General features: G+C 51.4%; 20 protein-coding genes and 1 pseudogene. 5 read left to right on the top strand and 16 right to left on the bottom strand.

Annotated elements, in window-relative coordinates; genetic code table 11:
• Positions 1 to 149 precede the first annotated feature (149 nt).
• On the bottom strand, positions 150 to 1,514 hold the full coding sequence (gene radA, locus AT746_RS05030; protein ID WP_062477318.1) for a DNA repair protein RadA: 1,365 nt from the start codon (positions 1,512 to 1,514) through the stop codon (positions 150 to 152).
• Between the two features lie 216 nt (positions 1,515 to 1,730).
• Here radA and AT746_RS05025 point away from each other — a divergent pair, with 216 nt between their 5' ends.
• A complete protein-coding gene (locus tag AT746_RS05025; RefSeq protein ID WP_062477315.1) occupies positions 1,731 to 4,235 on the top strand; it encodes a PilZ domain-containing protein in 2,505 nt (834 codons plus the stop codon).
• Positions 4,236 to 4,254: 19 nt separating this feature from the next.
• Here AT746_RS05025 and serB read toward each other — a convergent pair whose 3' ends face one another.
• Positions 4,255 to 5,328, bottom strand: coding sequence for a phosphoserine phosphatase SerB (serB, locus tag AT746_RS05020; RefSeq protein ID WP_231731020.1), 1,074 nt, complete (start codon positions 5,326 to 5,328; stop codon positions 4,255 to 4,257).
• A 136-nt stretch (positions 5,329 to 5,464) separates the two neighbouring features.
• Between serB and AT746_RS05015 the strand changes: the two genes are divergently transcribed.
• Entirely contained in the window at positions 5,465 to 6,076 is a 612-nt protein-coding gene (locus AT746_RS05015) for an AhpA/YtjB family protein (protein WP_062477309.1), read from the top strand.
• On the opposite strand, the gene AT746_RS05010 is transcribed toward AT746_RS05015, so the two are convergent.
• The 10 genes and pseudogenes from AT746_RS05010 to rpoE form a co-directional block, all read right to left on the bottom strand.
• Positions 6,059 to 6,829, bottom strand: a complete 771-nt coding sequence (locus AT746_RS05010; protein WP_062477306.1) for a TatD family hydrolase — start codon at positions 6,827 to 6,829, stop codon at positions 6,059 to 6,061. The two genes, AT746_RS05015 and AT746_RS05010, sit on opposite strands and share 18 nt — an antisense overlap.
• A 19-nt stretch (positions 6,830 to 6,848) precedes the next feature.
• Positions 6,849 to 7,493 carry a pyridoxamine 5'-phosphate oxidase gene (pdxH, locus tag AT746_RS05005; protein ID WP_062477303.1) on the bottom strand — a complete coding sequence of 215 codons (645 nt, stop codon included), beginning with the start codon at positions 7,491 to 7,493 and terminating at the stop codon, positions 6,849 to 6,851.
• 287 nt (positions 7,494 to 7,780) lie between these two features.
• Entirely contained in the window at positions 7,781 to 8,689 is a 909-nt protein-coding gene (era, locus tag AT746_RS05000) for a GTPase Era (RefSeq protein ID WP_062477300.1), read from the bottom strand.
• Positions 8,679 to 9,358 (bottom strand): annotated as a pseudogene (gene rnc, locus AT746_RS04995) (ribonuclease III). The gene era and the pseudogene rnc overlap by 11 nt, the downstream one beginning before the upstream one ends.
• Positions 9,359 to 10,282 carry a signal peptidase I gene (lepB, locus tag AT746_RS04990; RefSeq protein WP_062477297.1) on the bottom strand — a complete coding sequence of 308 codons (924 nt, stop codon included), beginning with the start codon at positions 10,280 to 10,282 and terminating at the stop codon, positions 9,359 to 9,361.
• The gene (gene lepA, locus AT746_RS04985; protein ID WP_062477294.1) at positions 10,283 to 12,094 is read right to left on the bottom strand and encodes a translation elongation factor 4; all 1,812 of its coding nucleotides are present in this window, start codon (positions 12,092 to 12,094) and stop codon (positions 10,283 to 10,285) included.
• A 114-nt stretch (positions 12,095 to 12,208) separates the two neighbouring features.
• Entirely contained in the window at positions 12,209 to 12,712 is a 504-nt protein-coding gene (locus AT746_RS04980) for a SoxR reducing system RseC family protein (protein WP_062477291.1), read from the bottom strand.
• Complete coding sequence (locus AT746_RS04975) at positions 12,705 to 13,667, bottom strand: MucB/RseB C-terminal domain-containing protein (protein WP_231731019.1); 963 nt, start codon at positions 13,665 to 13,667, stop codon at positions 12,705 to 12,707. Before AT746_RS04975 ends, AT746_RS04980 begins: the two co-directional genes overlap by 8 nt.
• A 1-nt stretch (position 13,668) precedes the next feature.
• Positions 13,669 to 14,256 carry a sigma-E factor negative regulatory protein gene (locus AT746_RS04970; RefSeq protein ID WP_062477288.1) on the bottom strand — a complete coding sequence of 196 codons (588 nt, stop codon included), beginning with the start codon at positions 14,254 to 14,256 and terminating at the stop codon, positions 13,669 to 13,671.
• A 48-nt stretch (positions 14,257 to 14,304) separates the two neighbouring features.
• Positions 14,305 to 14,883, bottom strand: a complete 579-nt coding sequence (gene rpoE, locus AT746_RS04965; protein ID WP_062477285.1) for an RNA polymerase sigma factor RpoE — start codon at positions 14,881 to 14,883, stop codon at positions 14,305 to 14,307.
• Positions 14,884 to 15,125: 242 nt separating this feature from the next.
• Here rpoE and nadB point away from each other — a divergent pair, with 242 nt between their 5' ends.
• Positions 15,126 to 16,718 (top strand): L-aspartate oxidase, encoded by a 1,593-nt coding sequence (gene nadB / locus AT746_RS04960; RefSeq protein WP_062477282.1) that lies wholly within the window; start codon positions 15,126 to 15,128, stop codon positions 16,716 to 16,718.
• Between the two features lie 17 nt (positions 16,719 to 16,735).
• Here nadB and AT746_RS04955 read toward each other — a convergent pair whose 3' ends face one another.
• The 3 genes from AT746_RS04955 to AT746_RS04945 are packed head-to-tail and all read right to left on the bottom strand — an operon-like array spanning position 16,736 to position 18,262.
• Positions 16,736 to 17,587, bottom strand: coding sequence for a MaoC family dehydratase (locus tag AT746_RS04955; protein WP_062477279.1), 852 nt, complete (start codon positions 17,585 to 17,587; stop codon positions 16,736 to 16,738).
• A 5-nt stretch (positions 17,588 to 17,592) separates the two neighbouring features.
• Positions 17,593 to 18,066 carry a protein YgfX gene (locus AT746_RS20270; RefSeq protein WP_420480303.1) on the bottom strand — a complete coding sequence of 158 codons (474 nt, stop codon included), beginning with the start codon at positions 18,064 to 18,066 and terminating at the stop codon, positions 17,593 to 17,595.
• A complete protein-coding gene (locus AT746_RS04945) occupies positions 18,011 to 18,262 on the bottom strand; it encodes a succinate dehydrogenase assembly factor 2 (RefSeq protein ID WP_062477273.1) in 252 nt (83 codons plus the stop codon). Before AT746_RS04945 ends, AT746_RS20270 begins: the two co-directional genes overlap by 56 nt.
• 145 nt (positions 18,263 to 18,407) lie before the next feature.
• Here AT746_RS04945 and ygfZ point away from each other — a divergent pair, with 145 nt between their 5' ends.
• The gene (gene ygfZ, locus AT746_RS04940) at positions 18,408 to 19,397 is read left to right on the top strand and encodes a tRNA-modifying protein YgfZ (RefSeq protein WP_062477270.1); all 990 of its coding nucleotides are present in this window, start codon (positions 18,408 to 18,410) and stop codon (positions 19,395 to 19,397) included.
• A gap of 530 nt (positions 19,398 to 19,927) precedes the next feature.
• Positions 19,928 to 20,413 carry an FKBP-type peptidyl-prolyl cis-trans isomerase gene (locus tag AT746_RS04935; protein ID WP_062477267.1) on the top strand — a complete coding sequence of 162 codons (486 nt, stop codon included), beginning with the start codon at positions 19,928 to 19,930 and terminating at the stop codon, positions 20,411 to 20,413.
• A gap of 73 nt (positions 20,414 to 20,486) precedes the next feature.
• On the opposite strand, the gene AT746_RS04930 is transcribed toward AT746_RS04935, so the two are convergent.
• Entirely contained in the window at positions 20,487 to 21,239 is a 753-nt protein-coding gene (locus tag AT746_RS04930; RefSeq protein WP_062477264.1) for a substrate-binding periplasmic protein, read from the bottom strand.
• Between the last annotated feature and the right edge of the window lie 183 nt (positions 21,240 to 21,422).

The following is a 21,422-nucleotide window of genomic DNA, read 5'->3' as shown; positions in this document are numbered from 1 at the left end:
ATCACAACCATTGATTTTCCCGGATTCCGCTTCGCTGCATCCGGGCTACGCCTGATACTTGATACCCATTACTCTCACGCAGAGGTGAAATCAGAACCCCATCCCCTGCGGCTTTGCGCCTCTGCGCGATCAACCATTGATGACAGTGTTTAAATCGCTTCCAGCGCTTCAGACAACCGCCTTACACCCACCACAGCCATTCCGGGTATTGATTGTTTAGGTACATTGGCGCTGGGCACAATAGCGCGGGTAAAGCCATGTTTGGCCGCCTCACTTAAACGCTCGACCCCATTAGGTACCGGTCTGATTTCCCCGGCCAGGCCCACTTCACCAAACACAATCAGTTCTCTGGGCAACGCCTGATTACGGAAACTGGATAATATCGCCAACAGCAGCGCCAGATCGGCACTGGTCTCGGCCACTTTGACACCACCAACCACATTCACAAACACATCCTGATCATTCATCTGCACATTGCCATGACGATGCAGCACCGCCAGCAACATGGCCAGCCGGTTTTGTTCCAGTCCCACCGCCAGTCGCCTTGGATTGGCCATCTGCGAATAATCCACCAGCGCCTGGATCTCCACCAGCAACGGCCGGGTTCCTTCCCAGACTACCATCACCAGGCTACCCGGCGAGGGATCATCTTCACGGCTGAGGAAAATTGCCGAAGGATTACTGACTTCCCTTAAGCCTTTGTCGGTCATGGCGAATACACCCAGTTCATTCACCGCACCGAAACGGTTCTTCTGCCCTCTGAGCACCCTGAAACGACTGTCACCGTCACCTTCGAGCATCATCGAGCAGTCAATACAGTGCTCCAGCACTTTGGGGCCCGCCAGCGAGCCGTCTTTGGTGACATGGCCCACCATCAGCATGGCGATATGATGCTGCTTGGCGAAACGGGTCAGATAGGCCGCCCCCTCCCGCACCTGCGAAACGCTGCCGGGTGCAGACTGAATATCAGCCAGGTGCATCACCTGAATAGAATCGATAACCATCAGCTGTGGTTTGTGTTCAAGGGCCAGATCGCAGATGGTTTCAATACTGGTTTCAGCCAGCAACTTAAGTTTGTCAGTAGGCAACCCCAGGCGGTTGGCCCGCAAGGCTACCTGCTGCAGAGATTCCTCACCGGTCACATACAGTGCCGGACGGCTGGCAGCCAGCTTACACATTGTCTGCAGCAACAAGGTACTTTTACCGGCTCCGGGCGAGCCACCAATCAGAATGGCCGAGCCGGGTACAACGCCGCCCCCCAATACCCTGTCCAGTTCATTAAATCCGGAAGAGAATCGCGGTAACGCCTGCAAATCAATATTTTCAAGGGTCTGCACCTGTGCCGCAACTTGTCCGGCATAGCCGCGACGCCGGGCATCATGAGTCTCCCGCCCCGAAGATAACAGAATTTCTGAAATGCTGTTCCAGGCACCACAGTCGTTACACTGCCCCTGCCAACGGGGATATTCTGAACCACAGTCATTGCAGACAAAGGCACTCTTTCGTTTTGCCACCTAACCATCCCGTTTTGATAATTCTGGTGACAGTATATCTTGTCGGTATCATGGATCACCAGCGGGACAGACGGCACGGAATCTGCAACAATAAAGTAAGATAACATCGTATTCCGCATATCTGTGGGCCTGCACCGGCCAGCGGATCGGCACAAGAAATACGCAAAATCACCGATAACAGATTATATTCAACACAAAGCGCAGGTTTGAATCAGCATGAGTCAGGGACTAGAGCAATATCAGGATCTTATTGAACAACTGAAACCGGTGGTAAAAGAACCGGCGTTCAACCAGATATTGTCTCAGGTGGCCGCTTCTGTTCCTAAGCCCAAGCGTTTTCTTCTGAAAATGGAACTCAAGCGCCAGTCCAAACCCACTCAACGCATGATCGACCTGCGAGGCATGGTGGACGGCAAATGTCAGCCCTATGAGCACGAGGGCATTACTCATTTTCTGGATGATGTGGCCATCGAAGTGTTTGAACGCCAGGTGCGCAGCTTTGGCGGCTACACCATTGGCGTGTATGAGGCCGTTACCAACACGGAAAACAATTTCCGCGTAATGCACCAAAAACAACGCGACAAACAAGCCATTGAGCAAACATTGCCGGACCTGCCTCCGGAGAAGCAATATCAGACCCCGATTATTAACTTTTCCGGCGTCAACCAGCGCCGTGAGGAGCGAATGAATTTTGTGGTGCCGGTGGAAGCCTTTACTGAGCTGAATGAGTCCATCCACGCCACCAGTGTCGATATCTCCATCAGTGGATTAAAGCTCAAAGTCAACAAACGCCACCTGCTCAAACCCGGTGATAAACTGAAGATCCATTTCCGCGGACTGGAGACAGAATACGGGCTTCATCGCGGCGAGAGTGTTAACTACCTTGTCACCGATGTGGATCGCAGTCGCGAAGAGCAACGTGTGTGTCTGAAACGCCTTTATGACAAAGAACAGCAAGCTTTTGATGAATTTCTCGAACGTTTTATTCAGGGCAACAAACGGCGTTATAAGGTCAATATGGATAACACCATTGAGGCCATCATGGTCAAGGGCTATGAACAGTATTACATTCCCCATATCACCTCGGTGCCGGTGTTTATTGAAAATAACGACGACAAGCTGACGCCCAGGTATCTGATCAGCAATGACTGCAATAAAGACAGTATCCAGTTCTGGAATGACGAGACCGGCGGACTGCGCATGGGCTACCTGTTCACAAGGCAGCGACTGCAACGATTGCTGGAAAAACCTCAGGGCGAACAAAGCACCTATCTGTATGTGTTTACGCATACCACCGAAGGGCGGGTTTACTTCTACAGTGCCACCCTGGAAGAGCTGGAGGCCCATCCTGAGGTAAAAGATGCGTATCTGGCCTATGGTTCGCGCAAGGCAAGCTGGCGGGTGTACAAATTGCAGTTAACCGATATGCACCCGGAGCAGTGCCATACTCCGCTGTCACTGCCGGATACCGTCAATGATCAGATCCGCCGTATGAATATGCCTCCCTCGGCAAGGCTGATGTCAAAACTGAAAACCCTGACCCATATTGCCCTTATCACCGACATCAGCAATGAGTGGAACACCCGGGCCTATCAGCGGCGTAAACTGGCCAAAGGTCAGTTATCCGGCCTGCAGGTCTTCTGTCACCCGCGCAACCGCCATCCTGCTGAGATCACGCCGTATCGCTTTCGTTATCAGGAACTCAGGCGGGAAACCCGCTTTATGCTGCGCAGCCCGGTTACCCTGAGTTTTGAGGAGCTGCGCTTAAACGGCGTCACCGAAGACTTATCTCCCTCTGGCCTGAAAGTAGAAATGCAGAACCCTTTTCCACTGGCGATGGGTGAAGAGCTGCAATTGCTGTTTCCTAAATTGCAGAAACAGATGCACAAATATGGATTGACCAAAATCAGCTATGAGGTCGTGCGTATCAGTGATGACGCCAAGGTCATTCATCTTAAACTGGCTGAACAGGAAGAGACCGCGAGAAAGTTCTTCGATGACCTGATCCGCAGCAACAGACGCAAACTACGCAGCAAGGGTGAAGACCGCGATATGGCCGGTATTGGCGAGGCACTGCGTAATATTTATGCAGCCAACATCCCGAATATAGCAATGTTTATCCGCAAAGACGGTATAGAGTTAACCCCGCAAAGCGTAACCAGTCCCAATTCCCATCACCCACTCTATGGGCTGTTTACTCACCTTGCAGAGCAACACAAACTCAATCTGTACCCCTTGTACGGCGTGATCGTCGAAGGAAAAGGTTTTATCGAACAGGCAGTAAAACACTTAAGAACCCACAATAAACCGGCCAGTTTTGAGCTATTTATTGCCTTCGACCCTGCGGCTCAGGAGATCCATCAGGCTTTCCAGGTCAGAGTAGCCCAACAATTCAGAGACGACAGTCAGCGACGGCAATTTATTCGCAATGCCCAACATCAGGGACGTTTTCTGGCACTGCGACTGTTTGTGACCCGAACCGGCAGGCCGGATATCTCCCTGCTCAATGCTGAGCTTAATTATGTCGGTACCTATGCTGTGCATAAAGCAAAAATGCTGGAAGAGCAGCTCTGGGCCATCGCTGCAGTGGCGGATATCATCGATGTGACCGCAGAGTCCATATATCGCTATGGGTTAGCTTTGCCCTCAGGCACCACTCCGGCGAAAAACGGACAGCAGGCTAAGACTCAGCAAGCGCCCCAGACAGCAACCAGCGACTGACTGAATCAATCCATCTGAATCAGGATTCAAGCAGGTAAAGCAGCTCGTCAAGGCCGCCAAAACGTATTGCCGCATCGGCCTGCTGCAACACCACGGGCTTGGCTTTATAGGCGACTCCGAGGCCGGCCTGCGCCATCATTTTCAGATCGTTGGCACCATCCCCCATCGCAACAGTCTGTTGCATGCCGATATCATAACGCTGCGCTAATTCTGCCAGAGTATTGGCTTTAACCGTGCCATCGACAATTTCGCCCTGCACTTTGCCTGTCAGACGGCCGTCGATTATCTCGAGCTCATTGGCACGGGCAAAGTCCAGCCCCAGACGTTGTTTCAGATAATCGGCGAAGAAAGTAAAGCCACCGGAAACCAGTGCCACCTTCCAGCCATGACTTTTAAGCAATGAAACCAATCGCTCCAGTCCCGGCATGATTGGCATCGCCTCCCTGACCTGCCACAAGATTTCTTCGCTGGCATTTTCAAGACAGGCTACCCGGCTGCACAGGCTGCCGGCGAAATCCAGCTTGCCCTGCATCGCCAGTTCGGTGACCTCTGACACCTGTTCACCGACACCGGCCAGTTTGGCTATTTCATCAATGCACTCCATCGCAATCATGGTGCTGTCCATATCCATCAGCAATAGCCCTGGTTTCTTCAGGCTCACTGAGCGGGTTAGCAGATTCAGCTCCAGTTGATGTGTCAGCGCCAGCTTATGCAAAAGCTCCTTAGGCACCCCCTGCGGTGATAACGCGATATCCAGACCAACACCGTAATCCTGTTTGCGGTCATTCAGCGCAATAGCCCGGATCCCCTTCACCTGCATTTGCTCGTGCAGGGCCTGCTGCACCTTAAGAACTTTGTCTAGGGTGAGCGCCTGAGCCCTGATAATCATCTTTGCCGGTTGCCAGTTCTCAGAAACCCGTGAAGGCTGACCATCACCTATGGAACAAGCCATGCCGCCCAGTTGCTCAGCACTGAGATTGGTGCAGACCTTTTCCGGCTGCAGTTGAAACAGCTTCAGGTCGGGGATCTCAAAAAGCTGACGTAAAAACAGACTGGAGTGCAGTTGACTGGATTTGAGTTGCAGTTCGGTCAAAATCATTATCCGGGTATTAAGTGAACTGCAGATTCTAACCAATCCCCCTCTGTGCCCCAAGTGATAAATGGAATCAGATATAGCGGACCTGAACCTGATACCAATTCACCGGTTGAGTTGATATAGTGGAGACACTATGAAAGTGTCCATTTCCTTTGACCAGGCGGAACAGGTCAGTCCCAGCACCTATTCCATCTATAAACGGCTGGCGAACCTCGGGTTAGCCATCGCCGCGCTGATTATTGTCGTCAATATCTGGTTTTTCAGCGCCGGGCAGGATACCGAAGAATTGCAGGCCCAGGCCGATCAACTGGGTCGCAGCCTGATTGCGCAAGGAGCGGGCCTGGCGGCATTGACCTTATCATCGGAGCAAGACGGCATCATATCCGCACAGCAGTTACTCGACCAACTGGCAGAGGATCCCCATGTGCGCACCGCCAGTTTGCACGACGCCAGAGGTATTGAACTGAATCAGGCCGGTGAGAATATCAGCATCACCCGCCTATATACGGACCGCCAGGATGCCAACAGTCTGATTTACGTACAGGAAATCATCCATCAGGACAATCTGCAGGGTTATCTGAAATTAATACTCGACCGCGAGCGGGTATTGCAATATCAGGCAGCGCTGACTAAGCACAACCACCACCAGACTCAGGTACTGATGCTACTGGCCTTCGCCATAGGCGTATTAGTCACCCGGGGCTTTTATAAACTGCGTTACCCGCTGTTAAGACAAGCCGAATAACAAACGGCTGTTTTCATCGCTTTGCCGCTCCAGTTCAGTAGCAGACTCCTGCCTTATCTCTGCCAATGCCTGCAGCACCTCGTCCAGATATTCAGGGCTGTTGCGCTGCCCCTGGCGGCCATTGACGGGCATATCCGGCGCATCGGTTTCCAGTAAAATAGCCGCGGCAGGTAAAGCCGCAACCGTTTGCCGGGTCTTGCTGGCCCGCGGATAGGTAATGGTACCGCCGATACCCAGTTTAAAGCCCCTGTTCAGATAAGCCTGCGCCTGTTCAATACTGCCGGAAAAGGCATGGATAACCCCACTCTGGGCAAAACCCGTGGTTTTGAGACAATGCAGAATACGATGATGGGATTTACGATGGTGAACGATCACAGGCAATTCGTGTTGTTGGGCCAGCTCAAGCTGAGCACAGAATATCTCTTCCTGTTGCTCCTGGCTGATATTAACCGTACCGCCATAATCCAGCCCTATCTCGCCAACGGCTTTTACCTTACCCTTGTACTGATTAAGCATGTCATCCAGCAGACTCAGATCTGAGGGCTGGAACTGCGCGAGAAACCAGGGATGCAATCCCAGTGCAAATTCCAGCCGCGGCTCCCTTTCACAAAGTTGAATCAGATTTTGCCAGTTGGCAGAAGCCACCCCGGGGATCACAATACGTTCAACGCCTTTGTTCCGGGCCCGCTCAATCACCTGCTTGCGATCCTCATCAAAAGCGTCAAAATCCAGATGGCAATGGCTGTCGATCATGGTCGGACTCCAGTGCAGTTCAGGGCATCAGACGTTCAATTTTCCATTGCCCCTGTTGCTCTAAACGGTAGCAAAATCTGTCGTGTAATCGATGCTCCCCTCCCTGCCAGAACTCTATCTCATGCGGAACCACCCTGAAACCGCCCCAGAATGCCGGTAAGGTCACATCGCCGTCGGCGAATTTCTGTTTCACTTCGTTAAATTTGCTCATCAGCATCTGACGGGTGGAGATGGGTCGGCTCTGCGCCGATGCCCAGGCCGCTAGCTGACTCTCACGGGGGCGGGAGAGAAAATAACGGGCTACTTCCGTTTTTGACAACGGCTGTGCCTGGCCGCATATTTTTACCTGACGTTCGAGCAGATGCCAGGGAAAATGAAGTGAGACCTTATTATTATTAGCCAGCTCTTTTGCCTTGCGGCTCTCAAGATTAGTGTAAAAAACAAAGCCTTTCTCAGACACATCTTTGAGTAACACAATACGTTGGGAAGGCTGCCCTTGTGCATCCACTGTAGCAACCGTCATGGCGGTAGGATCGGGAATGCCGGCGGTGATAACATCCTGCAGCCAGGCTTCAAACTGTAGGATAGGGTCAGCATTCAGATCTTCTCTGTGCAGACCGCCCTGGGTATATTCACGCCGTAATGCTGCAAGATTCTCTATCATTGACTGCCCCTTTTATTTGTCGGGATAAATGCCGACCTACATGATAACCACACAGCTGTAGGTCGGAATTTACTCCGACAAGTGTAAACGCCAATCCGTTTTGTCGGGCTGAACCCCGACCTACATGATAACCACACACCTGTAGATCGGAATTTATTCCGACAAGTGTAAACGCCAATCCGTTTTGTCGGGCTGAACCCCGACCTACATGATAACCACACACCTGTAGGTCGGAATTTATTCCGACAAGATAAACGCCAATCCGCTTTGTCGGACTGAAGCCCGACCTACTGATTTTCCCCGTAGCCCAGACTGCGCAGTGCCCGTTCATCATCGGCCCAGCCGGATTTTACTTTGACCCAAAGCTCCAGAAAAACCTTGTTGTCGAATAACCTTTCCATATCCTGGCGAGCTTCCTGACCAATGGTTTTCAGGCGCTGGCCACCTTTACCGATAACCATGGCCTTCTGAGTATCCCGCTCAACCAGGATCAGGCCATTGATCTGATACACCCCTTTTTCCGTCAGTTTAAATTGCTCAATTTCGACGGTGACGGAATAAGGCAGTTCATCACCGGTAAAACGCATCAGCTTCTCGCGAATAATTTCCGCCGCCATAAAACGGGACGAACGATCGGTAATATAGTCATCAGGGAAAAAATGATCACTGGGTGGCAAACTTTTGTGCACCATGTCCCTGATTCTGTCCACATTGTGGCCCTGTTTGGCTGAAAGAGGAATCACCTGGGCAAAATCGTGTTTTTCGGCCAGCCATGCCATCTGTGGCAACAAGGTCTCACGGTCTGTAATCTTGTCGGTTTTGTTGACCAGTAACCAACATTCCAGACCGCTTTCCTTAATCTTGTTAAGCACCATCTCGTCATCATCGGTCCAGCGGGTGCCTTCAACAATAAAGAGTACCAGCCCCACATCAGACAGCGAGCTCGATGCGGCCCGGTTCATAAAGCGGTTGATGGCGCGCTTTTCCTCTCGGTGTAGTCCGGGGGTATCCACATACACCGTCTGTCGGTTCTCTTCGGTATCAATACCAAGAATACGATGACGGGTGGTCTGAGGTTTGCGGGAAGTGATACTGACCTTCTGACCCAGTAACTTATTCAGCAGGGTGGATTTACCCACATTGGGCCGGCCGACGATGGCCACCATACCGCAGTAATTCTGTTGTTCAGCTGTCATGGCTGAGTTGCTCCATTACTTTGCGGGCCGCCTGCTGTTCTGCACGGCGACGACTGTTGCCCTTGGCCGAAACCACCTGCTCCAGTGCCGCAACCCGGCACTCAACCACAAAGGTTTGCTCATGGGATTTACCTGTCACTTCTACCACTTCATAGTCTGGTAGTGGCAGTTTACGCCCCTGCAGATATTCCTGCAGGCGGGTCTTATGATCTTTGGGGTGTTCGTTCGGATTGAGTTTTTCCAGTCTCGGGGCATACCAGTTGAGGATCAGCTTGTTTACCGTATCCAGCCCGGCTTCCAGAAAATGGCGCCAATAATGGCTTCAACGGCATCAGCCAGAATGCTGTCACGGCGAAAACCACCGCTTTTGAGCTCGCCCGGCCCCAGTTTCAGCAACTCGCCCAGATTAAACTCCCTGCCCAATTCAGCCAGGGTTTCGCCCTTGACCAGGGTGGAGCGCATGCGGGTAAGCTTGCCTTCCGGTTGGCTGGGAAAGCGCTGGTACAGTTCTTTGGCAATCACCATTCCCAGCACCGAGTCACCGAGAAATTCAAGACGCTCGTTATGCTGCTTGCTGGCGCTGCGATGAGTCAGTGCCAGTTCCAGCGCACTTTCATCCCGGAACTGGTAACCCAGCTTCTGATTCAGCGCGTTGTAATCCTGCTGCATCTATTCAATACCACCGATACGGTCAAAGCGGATCCCGGTGGGGATCCAGCCTGGTACCCAGCTACTTGGCGGCCTGTCAAACTCGAAGCTTATCCAGATGGCCACAGCCTTACCGACCAGATTCTCATCGGGAACAAAGCCCCAGTAACGGCTGTCACGACTGTTATCCCTGTTGTCACCCAGCACAAAATAGTGGCCCTCTGGCACCAGAAACTCGTCCGCTTTGGTACCGGGCTGGGCATAATAGTGCTGCTCCTGAGCCATGGCTGCAGGAGTGCGCAAAATTTCGTGGGATACCTCTCCCAACTGCTCGGTAAAGCGCTCCTGGGGAACCATGTTATGGTAAAACTCACCGCGCTTCTCAAACTTCAGTTCCATCGGTTCCAGTTCAGGGCACTGGCTACGATCGGCCTGCTCACAGGCTGGCCGGATATACACCTGCTTGTTACGGTACACCACCGTATCGCCAGGCAGTCCCACCACGCGCTTGATAAAGTCCACATTGGGATCTTCAGGGTATTTAAACACGGCAATATCGCCACGCTCCGGGCTGCCCATTTCAATAAACTTGTTACGCGCCACGGGATCCTTAAGGCCATAAGAGAATTTATCCACCAGAATAAAGTCCCCCACCAGCAAGGTCGGCATCATTGAACCGGATGGGATCTGGAACGGCTCATATAAAAAAGAGCGCAGCACCAGCACAAAAGCAATAACAGGAAAAATCTGCTGTGCCGTATCCACCAGGTAAGGAACCGGTGCCACCTTCTTGATGGTGTCTTCGTCCAGTTGCCCTCCGGCAGATTGCTGGGCCAGACTCAGCTTTTCCTTGCGTTTGGGCGCCCACAACAGTGAATCAGCAAGCCAGATCAGCCCTGATGCCACTGTGATCACCACCAGAAATATGGAGAAATAATTAGCCATTTACTTTCCTACCTTCAGCACAGCCAGGAAGGCATCCTGTGGTAATTCCACGTTGCCTATCTGTTTCATGCGTTTTTTACCTTCTTTTTGCTTCTGCAACAGTTTCTTCTTACGACTGACATCACCACCATAACATTTGGCGATAACGTTCTTACGTAACTGTTTGACTGTGCTTCTGGCAATAACATGATTGCCGATGGCCGCCTGAATGGCGATATCGAACATTTGTCTGGGGATAAGCTCACGCAGCTTATCCACCATCTCCCGGCCACGGCGCTGGGAATGTTCCCTGTGCGTGATCAATGCCAGTGCATCTACACGTTCACCGTTAACCAGAATATCCACCCTGACCATATCGGCCACCTGGAATTTTTTGAAATTATAATCAAGAGATGCAAATCCACGACTGGTGGATTTAAGCCGGTCGAAGAAATCCATCACCACTTCAGCCATCGGCAGCTCATAGGTTACCGCTACCTGATTACCGTGATAAGTCATATGTGTCTGCACACCGCGCTTTTCGACACAAAGCGTAATCACATTACCCAGATAATCCTTGGGCACCAGAATATTAGCTTCAACCACAGGCTCGTGAATCTCTTCAATATCATTTACCGCCGGTAACTTGGACGGATTGTCCACACTCAGGGTTTCCCCTTTGGTGGTTACCACTTCATAGACCACGGTAGGCGCGGTGGTGATCAGATCCAGATCGTATTCGCGCTCCAGTCGCTCCTGCACAATTTCCATGTGTAGCATACCGAGGAAACCAATACGAAAACCAAAGCCCAAGGCAGAAGAACTCTCCGGCTCAAAAAATAACGACGCATCGTTAAGTGCCAGCTTGGAAAGGGCATCACGAAAATCTTCATAATCATCGGAGCTGATCGGGAACATGCCCGCATACACCTGTGGCTTGACCTTCTTAAAGCCCGGTAAGGCCTTTTCAGCGGGCCGTTTAGCCAGCGTCAGAGTATCACCCACGGGAGCTCCCTGAATTTCCTTGATACCGGCAATCACAAAACCCACTTCACCGGTACGCAGTACACCTGTATTGGTCGCCTTGGGGGTAAAAATACCAATATTGTCAATCTGATGTACCTGACCGTTTGACATGATCTTTATCTTGTCACCGGCCTTCAGTTCACCATTGATCACGCGCACCAGCGACACCACCCCCTGGTAATTATCAAACCAGGAATCGACGATCAGCGCCTGTAATGGGGCGTCCACATCTCCTGTTGGCGGCGGGATCTGGCGTACAATCACCTCCAGTACGTCTTCGATACCGACACCGGTCTTGGCCGAACAGCGCACCGCCTGCAGGGCATCAATACCGACAATATCTTCAATTTCCGCTGCCACCCGGTCAGGCTCGGCCTGGGGCAAATCAATCTTATTCAGAATTGGCACCACTTCCAGATCCATCTCGATGGCGGTATAGCAGTTTGCCAGGGTCTGAGCTTCCACACCCTGGCCGGCATCCACCACCAACAGCGCACCTTCACAGGCTGCCAGTGAACGTGACACTTCATAAGAGAAATCCACGTGGCCCGGGGTGTCGATAAAATTCAGCTGATAGGTCTCGCCGTCTTTGGCGGTGTAATTGAGGGTGACACTCTGCGCCTTGATGGTAATGCCCCGCTCCCGCTCAAGATCCATAGAATCCAGCACCTGCTCTGCCATTTCCCTGTCGGTAAGCCCGCCACAGGTGTGGATAAGACGGTCCGACAAGGTAGATTTACCGTGGTCGATATGGGCAATGATGGAGAAGTTGCGAATATGCTTAAGCTGCTTAGTGTTTTCTGACATGTACCTGCTACTTCGTATGCTGAATGCGTTGTTTCAAATTAAGGCGGCGATTTTACCCTGTTCTGGTTCGCTTTGCGATCTGTTGCATAAAACAACCTTTACGGAGCAAGGGGATCAGCTTGAGGGTATATTGCGCTCTTCAGCACTGACAGGGATATTTCCGGCACCGCCTTTACGGGGTAACAGCGCCAGCAGGCGGGGCTGGTAAACTTGCTTATCATCCTGTTGCAGCATACGACGGATCTTAACGAAGCTAAGGCCGGTGGCAGCAAAAGAGAACAGCACCACCCAGAGTTCACTTTGCAGATCCAGATAAGGCAACGCATATTGCGCCCCCAGGGCACTGATCACCAGCACCACTAACGGCAGCAGATACATCAGCGCCGATGCACTGAGCAAGGCCTCTTCGGGGATCCCCAGTTTAACCTGCTGGCCCACTTCAGCATGCTTGCTGCATCTGAAAATCAGGGTTTGGGTTTTTGGCGAAAAGGCACGGGCAACGGTGCCGGTACCACAGTGATCATTGGCCACACAACCGCCACAGGTAGTCTTGATCATGGTTTCGACCCAGATATGATCCTTATCCACCGCCTTGATGGTACCCAGCTCTTCAATCATGGGTCGATGCCGCTATATTGATGGATTTAGCAATAGAGCTGGCGGTCTGCGGTGGCAGTTTACCTACCACTGTCACTTCCATTTGTCCGACCTGTAATGACAACAAGGTATTGGAGCCCTGTTGTAACCAGCCGTTTTCTGCCGGCCCGCTGTCGATCTTCTGCAGGTATACAGACACATCCACCATCCCGTCACTGAGCATCATATAATCGACCCATTGACCGGTCAGGGGCAGGCGGTGCACCCCTCTGCGTACTTCCGTCATACCGGCTGGTAACCAGCCAAACTGCCAGTCAGCCTCCTGACTGCGGGTACTGGACAGAGCAATCTGCTGAGGCATTTTTTCTGTTTCAATACGAGAAAAGTAATCGTCAGGCTCCTCATTCACTTCCATTGATGTGACCTGGATCTGTTCCAGAGGCTCGCCCTGCATATTCAACATATCCAGCCTGAGTATCAATGCCGTCTGTTTATCCAGCCAGAGGTTATAGCCATAACGGCTTTTGTCTTTACTCACGATCCTGAGTTGCTGCGCCAGTCTGCCGGATACACGACTGGTACCCACCATCACAAAATCATAGCCCTGAGCCAGACTCGACGGCTCGCGGAAAAGCTCAGCAGGGATTGGGCCATTGATCACATTGGAGCTCAATGAATAGGGAGGAACATTGGGTTCAAAATAACTGACCTGGTCTGCTACACGCACAATTTCACGGCCAGGACCATTGAGCAGGCTCAAATGTTCCATTTCTTTGCCGTTTACCAGCGCGTGTCGCCAGGTATAGGGTTCAAAATCCCCGTTGGGGTAGAGTAGAACGAAAGATATCTGATAGTTAAGGTTACGCAGGGACCAGGCCATTCTGTCAAGCCAGGCTTTAGCACCATCCTCCTGCTGCGCGGACAGGGGCAGACCGACAACAAGCAGCAGTAACATCAGTGCGCGAAGACAACCCATATTATTTCTGTTCGGTTTCCTTATCAGCCTTGTCTGCATCAGCACGCTCTGTATCCTGAGCTTTCAGGCGCAACTGGCGCTGATGATCATTAAGATAAGCACTGATACGGCGCTTCTGCTCAATGGCACTCGCCGGCGGCAAAGCACGTGTCTGTTCAAGACTTACCGGTGACAATCCGCCAGTCTGCATACCAGGCAATTGCAACGCCGGAGCGGAGCTGAATGGCTGTTCAGGTTTGGGTTGATTAAGTTGCTGTACGCCGATAATCATCGCGGCGGCAACGGATGCAGCAATAGCGAACTGACCACCATGGCGTATCAATGGCACCACACTACCGATAACAGGTATATCCCGCAGTCCTTTCTTCGGCGCCAGTATCGCCGGCTCGTCTGCAATGGCCCTGGCAACACTTTCACTGATATCGAAGTTCAGTTGTGAGGGAAGTTCCTTACGCAATCCATCACGGATCAAGTGGTAATTGCGCCACTTAGATGACAATTCCTTGTCATTACAGGTTTCTCCGATCATGCCTGTGCCGGACTCACCATCCATCCAGGCTGATAGATCTTCAAATTTCTTTTCCGTCATAAACTCAGGTTCCTGTTAACGCGTCACCGTTTTGCTGTCTTAATCTGACTAACGCTGCAAAAGGGGCTGTATGACTTTATCGATAGCTTCCCTGGCCCTGAAAATCCGCGACCTGACAGTGCCCACAGGGCATTCCATCACCGTCGCTATCTCTTCATAACTCAGGCCTTCCAATTCGCGCAGGGTAATTGCCATGCGTAAATCTTCCGGTAACTTATCCACAGTGTCAAATAGCAGCTTTTCCATTTGCTGCGACATCAGTGAGCGTTCCGGAGAATTATTCTCCTTCAAGGCATCACTGCCATCGTAAAAATCTGCTTCGTCTGCGTCAACATCATTGGCTGGCGGCTTTCGCCCTTGTGCCACCAAATAATTCTTGGCGCTGTTAACTGCAATCCGGTACAACCAGGTATAAAAGGCGCTGTCGCCCCTGAAATTTGGCAGGGCACGATAGGCTTTAATAAAGGTTTCCTGGGCTACATCAGCCACATCACCGGAATTCTTCACATACCTTGATACCAGATGTGCCACCTTGTGCTGGTATTTTACTACCAACAGATTGAAGGCATTTTTGTCACCCTGCTGTACCTTTTCAACTAATTGTTGATCTGTATATTGCTCGCTCATCCGAGCCACATCTCCTGTCCACTACTTTCTGATGCTATGGCTCAACGCAAGCACAGAGGTAGACTGCGGGTTAAAAAAAAAGTTCGATTTTATTTTCAGCTTTATTCTTTTAGTTGTGCTGATACTCGTTATTTTCAACAAAATCAGGGCTAAAGCACGGAACTGAAGGACAAATGGTGAATCTTTTTACGCTTTTCAATAGTATCATGCCGCAAACAGTTAAAAGCCAGTAAGTTTACCCCATGAGCCATGCGATTGAACACGATTGTGACCTGTTGATTATAGGAAGCGGTGCTGCAGGTCTGAGTCTGGCCCTGAAGCTGGCTTCTCACTGCAATATTATTGTACTGAGCAAAAGTGCCGTCAGCGAGGGTTCGACACTCTATGCTCAGGGTGGGATTGCCGCCGTATTTGATGAAAATGACTCCATCGACTCCCATGTGCAGGATACCATGGAAGCGGGTGCCGGGCTGTGTGAACACAGAGCGGTGCAATTTACTGCCTCCAATGCTAAAAATGCACTGGAGTGGCTGATTCAGTTTGGCGTACCTTTTGATCAGGAAACCGACGCAAGCGGCGATGCCCGTTACCACCTGACCCGCGAAGGGGGCCACAGTCACCGACGCATCCTGCATGCCGCCGATGCCACCGGCAAAGCGGTACAGACCACCTTAGTGGATGCGGTGCGCCGCCATCCCAACATCCGCCTTTTTGAACGTTACAATGCGGTGGACCTGATTCGCAGCCGCAAGCAGCCGAAACAATTGCTTGGGGCCTATGTGTGGAATCGCGAGGACGAGCGTGTGGAGCATATCCGCAGCCGCTTTGTGACCCTGGCGACCGGCGGCGCCAGTAAAGTTTATCAATATACCTCTAACCCCGATGTTTCCAGTGGTGACGGTATCGCCATGGCCTGGCGCGTCGGTTGCCGGGTGGCGAATATGGAATTTAATCAGTTTCATCCCACCTGTTTATATCATCCCCAGGCCCGCAATTTTTTGGTTACCGAAGCCCTGCGTGGTGAAGGAGCCTATCTGATCCGCGAAGATGGCAGCCGTTTTATGCCTGACTTCGATGAGCGTGCTGAGCTGGCGCCACGGGATATTGTGGCCCGGGCCATAGACTTTGAAATGAAGCGTCTGGGTGCAGACTGCATGTATCTGGATATCCGTCATAAACCGGCAGATTTCATTATCAGTCACTTTCCCACCATCTATGAGAAATGCATGAGTCTGGGAATCGATATCACCAGAGAACCGATACCGGTAGTACCCGCGGCCCATTATAGCTGCGGCGGTATTGTCACCGATTTCAATGCACGCACTGATCTGCACAATCTCTATGCAATAGGTGAAGTGGCCTACACCGGCCTGCATGGCGCCAATCGCATGGCCAGCAATTCATTGCTCGAATGTGTGGTATTTGCCCGCGCCGCCGCCGAACACATCCAGGCTAATCTGCATCAGCCAGCCACGGAAGAGAGCATAACCCCCTGGGACGAAAGCCAGGTCAACGACTCCGATGAAGAGGTGGTGATCCAGCATAACTGGCACGAGCTCAGGCTATTTATGTGGGATTATGTAGGGATAGTGCGCACTAACAAACGACTGGAGCGGGCCTGGCACCGGATTGAACTGCTAAAAAGGGAAATCAACGAATACTACTCAAACTTCCGGGTTAGCAATAATCTGCTGGAATTGCGAAACCTGGTCACTGTGGCAGAACTGATTGTGCGCTGTGCCATGCTGCGCAAGGAAAGTCGCGGGTTGCATTATAATCTGGACTATCCCGATCAGCTTGAGAATCCGACGCCCTCTGTTCTGACCCCGGAGTAATCCTATCCGGGCAGGTGCTATATCCTTTCGTACTTGCCGCTCAGGTGTAATTTTTCCCCATCGGCAGAACCCAGGGTAAAGCTGCCACTTTGCGCCTCAGACTGACAGTGAAAACTCACTTCACAGGGCAAAAAAATCGGTTTTCGGAAGCTGACTCTGATATCGAAACTGTCGCCCAGCTTGTCGGCCAGGGCAGAGATACAGCGGCCCTTGCTCCACATGCCGTGAATGATCTGAGCCTTAAACCCGAAGAAGCGGGCCGACCAGGGATAAAGATGAATCGGATTATAGTCTCCTGACACCCTGGCATACTGGCGACCCAGACTGGCATCCAGCTCCCAGATTTCCCCTTCCGGCAAATTAGCCGATGTTGCCGGCAGCGCCCGTTTCGGCAAGTCTCCGGTTTTCACCAGACTAATCCCCTTACTTTCCAGCACCAATGCGTCGTCAATAAGCACCTGGGTTACCAGCGTCACCTGCCAGCCAAGACGGTGGCGTCTGAGCCCGTCAAAGTAACAGCTGACATCCAGCTTTTCATCACGCCCGATGGGGCGGTACTGACGGATGCGGTTTTCCATATGAACCAGCCCCATAACCTTGAAGGGAAACCCTTTGTCCAGTAACAAGGCCAGATGCAGAGGCAGTGCCAGACAATGTAACCAGGCCGGATGAACCCGATCTTTATGGGGCCAGTGGATAAGGCTATGGTATTCATCCATCTTCTCTGACCCGGCCTTAAGTCCTTCACATCTGAGCGTAAGATTCGGCAAGGTGGGCATTTCGCCGGAAAAAGAAGATTTAACTGCTGCTTTAAGCAGCATGGGCGGAACTGCTGGCAGTGATGCCGGTGTAAATTCCCTGATCTGCATAGCCTTTACTCCTGTGAATTGGATTGCCGCCGAAGGATGATCCGACATAACCTGCGGTAATTCTGTTCTGACAACTGATCCCTGAACAGCATCAGTCGCTCTGCCGTTGCGCCTGATAACTTGTCCTGCAGGCAAATCAATAATACCCAGCCGGTGACTCTGGATTGAGATGCCAGCAACCTTTGGGGCTGGTCAGGCTGCCCCCACTGCCAGTCTCCTTCCTCCGAGACATAAAATATATACTCTGCAGGTGGTCGAATCAGCCTCCAAATCAGCGATACGCCACATAACAACGACAGGACCCATTGTACAGATTGCTGATAGCTGAAACTATGCGGCTGCCATAACCAGATACTCAGCAATATAAGAACATGAATGGCCAGCACCGCGCGCTGCCGATAAACTGAAGACTGCGTCTCTATTCTATACTTTGACACGGCTGACGATGGTGTCCACCATAGCCGCCAATTCCGGATCATCACATTGTTTATGCCCCATTACCCAGGCAAAAAGGTCGGGGTCATCGCAGGTCAGCAGACGTTCAAAGGTTTCCTTCTGCTGATCGCTCAACTCATCAAACGCCTGCTCCAGAAAAGGCAATAACAGTACATCTAACTCGAGCATGCCACGGCGGCAGGCCCACTTCATACGGTTAATCCGTTTGGTGGTGAACATCTCTTCTCCAGATAGAAATCATTACCAGCACTATACCAATTCAACCGTTCAATTGCTCTAATCAAAGAGGGCAGAAGTCGTCACACTTGCAAATAACTCAGCTATCCCCATATTTTAATTCAAGATCAACAGAAAACAGATTTCGATGACAGAGAATTACTTACCCGAGAGCGCGAAGAATTTACCTGGTGAATATCTGGTTAAGCTTGAAGACAGAGCAACCTTGAAAGTATCTGGCCCGGACACCACTAAATATCTGCAGGGTCAGCTAACCCATGATGTTAACCTGTTGTCCAGACAACGGTCTCTGCTCGCCTGTCATTGCGAGTTCAAAGGTAAAACCTGGGACATTTACACTGTCGCCACCGACGGTGACAATAATTTCCTGATTGGTCACCGGGGCGCCGTCGACAAGTCACTGGAGCAACTTAAAAAATATGCCGTATTCTCGCAGGTAGAGATCACCCCGGCAGAGGACTACCTATTGCTAGGTGGCAGCGGTGAGTCAGTAGAGCAATGGATAACGGAGCACTTTACCAGCCTGCCAGAGAAAGATCAGGGCGCTGTATGCAATAGCCAGGGGGTGGTGATAGGGTTTGACAGCCCCCACCGGCGCTACATGTTACTGCTCAAACCAGATCTTGCCGAGGATCTGATGCGCCAGGCTCCCCCTTTGTCTCCGGCTCCACTGTGGAATTTAATCGATATTCAGGCCGGTATCGCCAGCCTTAACGCCGATACCAGTGGCGAATTCGTGCCTCAGATGATGAATATGCAGGCCCTGGACGCCATCAACTTCAGCAAAGGCTGCTATATGGGCCAGGAAGTGGTCGCCCGCACTAAGTTTCTGGGTAAAAACAAGCGCGCTGCCTTTATTCTCAAAGCAGAAGGGCACCGCGCGCTGAAACCCGGCGATATACTGGAAAAACAGCTTGGCGAGAACTGGCGCCGTGGCGGCACCGTGCTGAGCTGTGTTGCCCTGGCCAAAGAGACCTGGGTACTGGCCGTGCTGGCTAATGACACTGCGGCGGATGAGATCCTGCGCAGTAAAGAGCAGCCAGATACGCATTTTAAGGTACAGCCACTGCCCTACACCCTGGAAGCAGAAAGCGATAAATCGGCGCTTGGCGGATAACGTCAATCAAAGAATAGTCCGTCGTCCTGAACCTGATTCAGGACCTTTAACCGGTAGCGGTGCTGATAAAATATACACATCGGCAGGCTGACAAAGGTTCCGGCTATTTCTCTGGTAGGTCGGAATTTATTCCGACACATACCTCACAGATTAGCGTTGTCTGACGTTGTCGGATTAAAATCCGACCTACAAAAAGCTTTTTGAGTTGAATACAGGCGTAGCCCAGCAACCTTTGAACTAAAACATTTCGATGAATAAGATTCAGTTATCAAAGGTGCTGGACATACCTGGATGCAGCGAAGCACAATCCGAGGGATGACCCGCAATCCGCTTCGCTCCTTGCAGGCTACACTTCTGTTCTAAATTCAGACAAATTGAAAACCTCACCCTGACGAACGTCAGGATCTTTAGCCGGCAACTAAGCGGTTAAGATTGACTTCTGTTTCCCACCATTTCATCTATAGCCAAAAACTGTCAAAATAGAGTCCTCATGGCCGTTGGCCAAAATTGATTAACCGGAGAAATCCAATATGAAAATTGCCCCTAACGCAGTGGTTACCATGCATTACACCGTCAGCTCAGCCGATGGTGTGCAAATTGACTCTTCAAGAGATGGTGAACCCATGCGCTTTATTCACGGCCATAACTTCCTCATCCAGGGGCTGGAAGATGCATTGGAAGACAAAGCCGTTGGTGACAGTTTTGAAGTGCAGGTAGCGCCGGAACTGGCCTATGGTGAGCGCCATGAAGAGCTGGTGCAGGTGGTGCCCAAGTCTATGTTTGAAGGCATGGACGTGGATGTCGGCATGCAGTTTCGTGCCACCACCGATGACGGCGAACAATCTGTTGTGGTCATCGATGTGAATGATGATGGTGTGGTGATCGACGGCAACCACCCTCTTTCCGGTGTCACCCTCAGCTTTGATGTTGAGGTGCTGGATGTGCGTGAAGCCACTGAAGAAGAACTGGCCCATGGCCATGTGCATGGCGATCAGGGCTGCGATCACTCACATTAAAGATCCGCTCAAGACGCCTTTACATTGCCGGCCCGATAATTCGTGCCGGCAATGTTATTCATTCTCAGGCGAATTACTTCCAGTCAGTCATACCATAATTGGCCATAATCTTTTCCAGATCACCAGACTCCCTGAGTTTAGCCGTGCCTTCATCCACCAGCTTCACATAGTCTTTAGAGCTCTCTTTAGCCGGGCTGCAGGCAATATACATTTTAGACGGCTCACCCATGTCTCCGGCGCGCTTAAACCCGGTCACACCCATATCCTTCATTTTCGCGGCCAGCACACTAGGTGACTCGACCAGTACATCCACCCTGCCCGCCTCCAGTTTCTTGATGTTTTTCTCCAGTGCATCATTACCGCCTATGCCCTGAAACACCTGAGGGTTCTCTTTAACCAACTGATCAAACTCCTCGCCATAAGCATAACCATTGATCACCGCAACTTTCTGAGTCAGCAACGAGTCGTAACCGTTAAACGTCCAATCACTGCCCTCCTGTACATAAAAAGCCGTATTATCCAGCCCCCAGTGTTCTTCAGGGAACACGAAGTCCGGAGCGTCGTCCTTATAAGCACCCACCACACAATCAAAATCTCCTTTTCTGACCGAATCCAGAGCCCGCTCCCAGGGCATGAGCTTGTAATCCACTGTATGGCCGGCATCACCAAATACACGCTCAGCCAGTTCAATCATAAAGCCTGGTTTTGAAGCCCCCGGCTCACCATTCATAGGGAACCATTCATCGGCGCGAATACTTACGGTGGCAGCATTAGCAGAAATGCTCACCAGCGAAGTGGAAGCAAAGATTAAAGCGAGATTTTTCATTGTCATACCTACTTGGTTAGTCACAGGACACACCCTATTCAAGCCTGGGCTCGGTTATGGGCTCCTATTGAACATAGGCAGAAAATGCTGAATTATCAATTAGGTGAGAGAGGTGTAAGAAGATAAGTGTGAAGAGTAGCCCGGCAACAAGCGAGTGTCATCCTGACGAACGTCAGGACATTT

The organism is Lacimicrobium alkaliphilum, assembly GCF_001466725.1.
Classification (GTDB): Bacteria; Pseudomonadota; Gammaproteobacteria; order Enterobacterales; family Alteromonadaceae; genus Lacimicrobium; species Lacimicrobium alkaliphilum_B.
The sequence above is the reverse complement of the archived record's forward strand: the minus strand, read 5'-3'. Positions and strand labels throughout refer to the sequence as shown.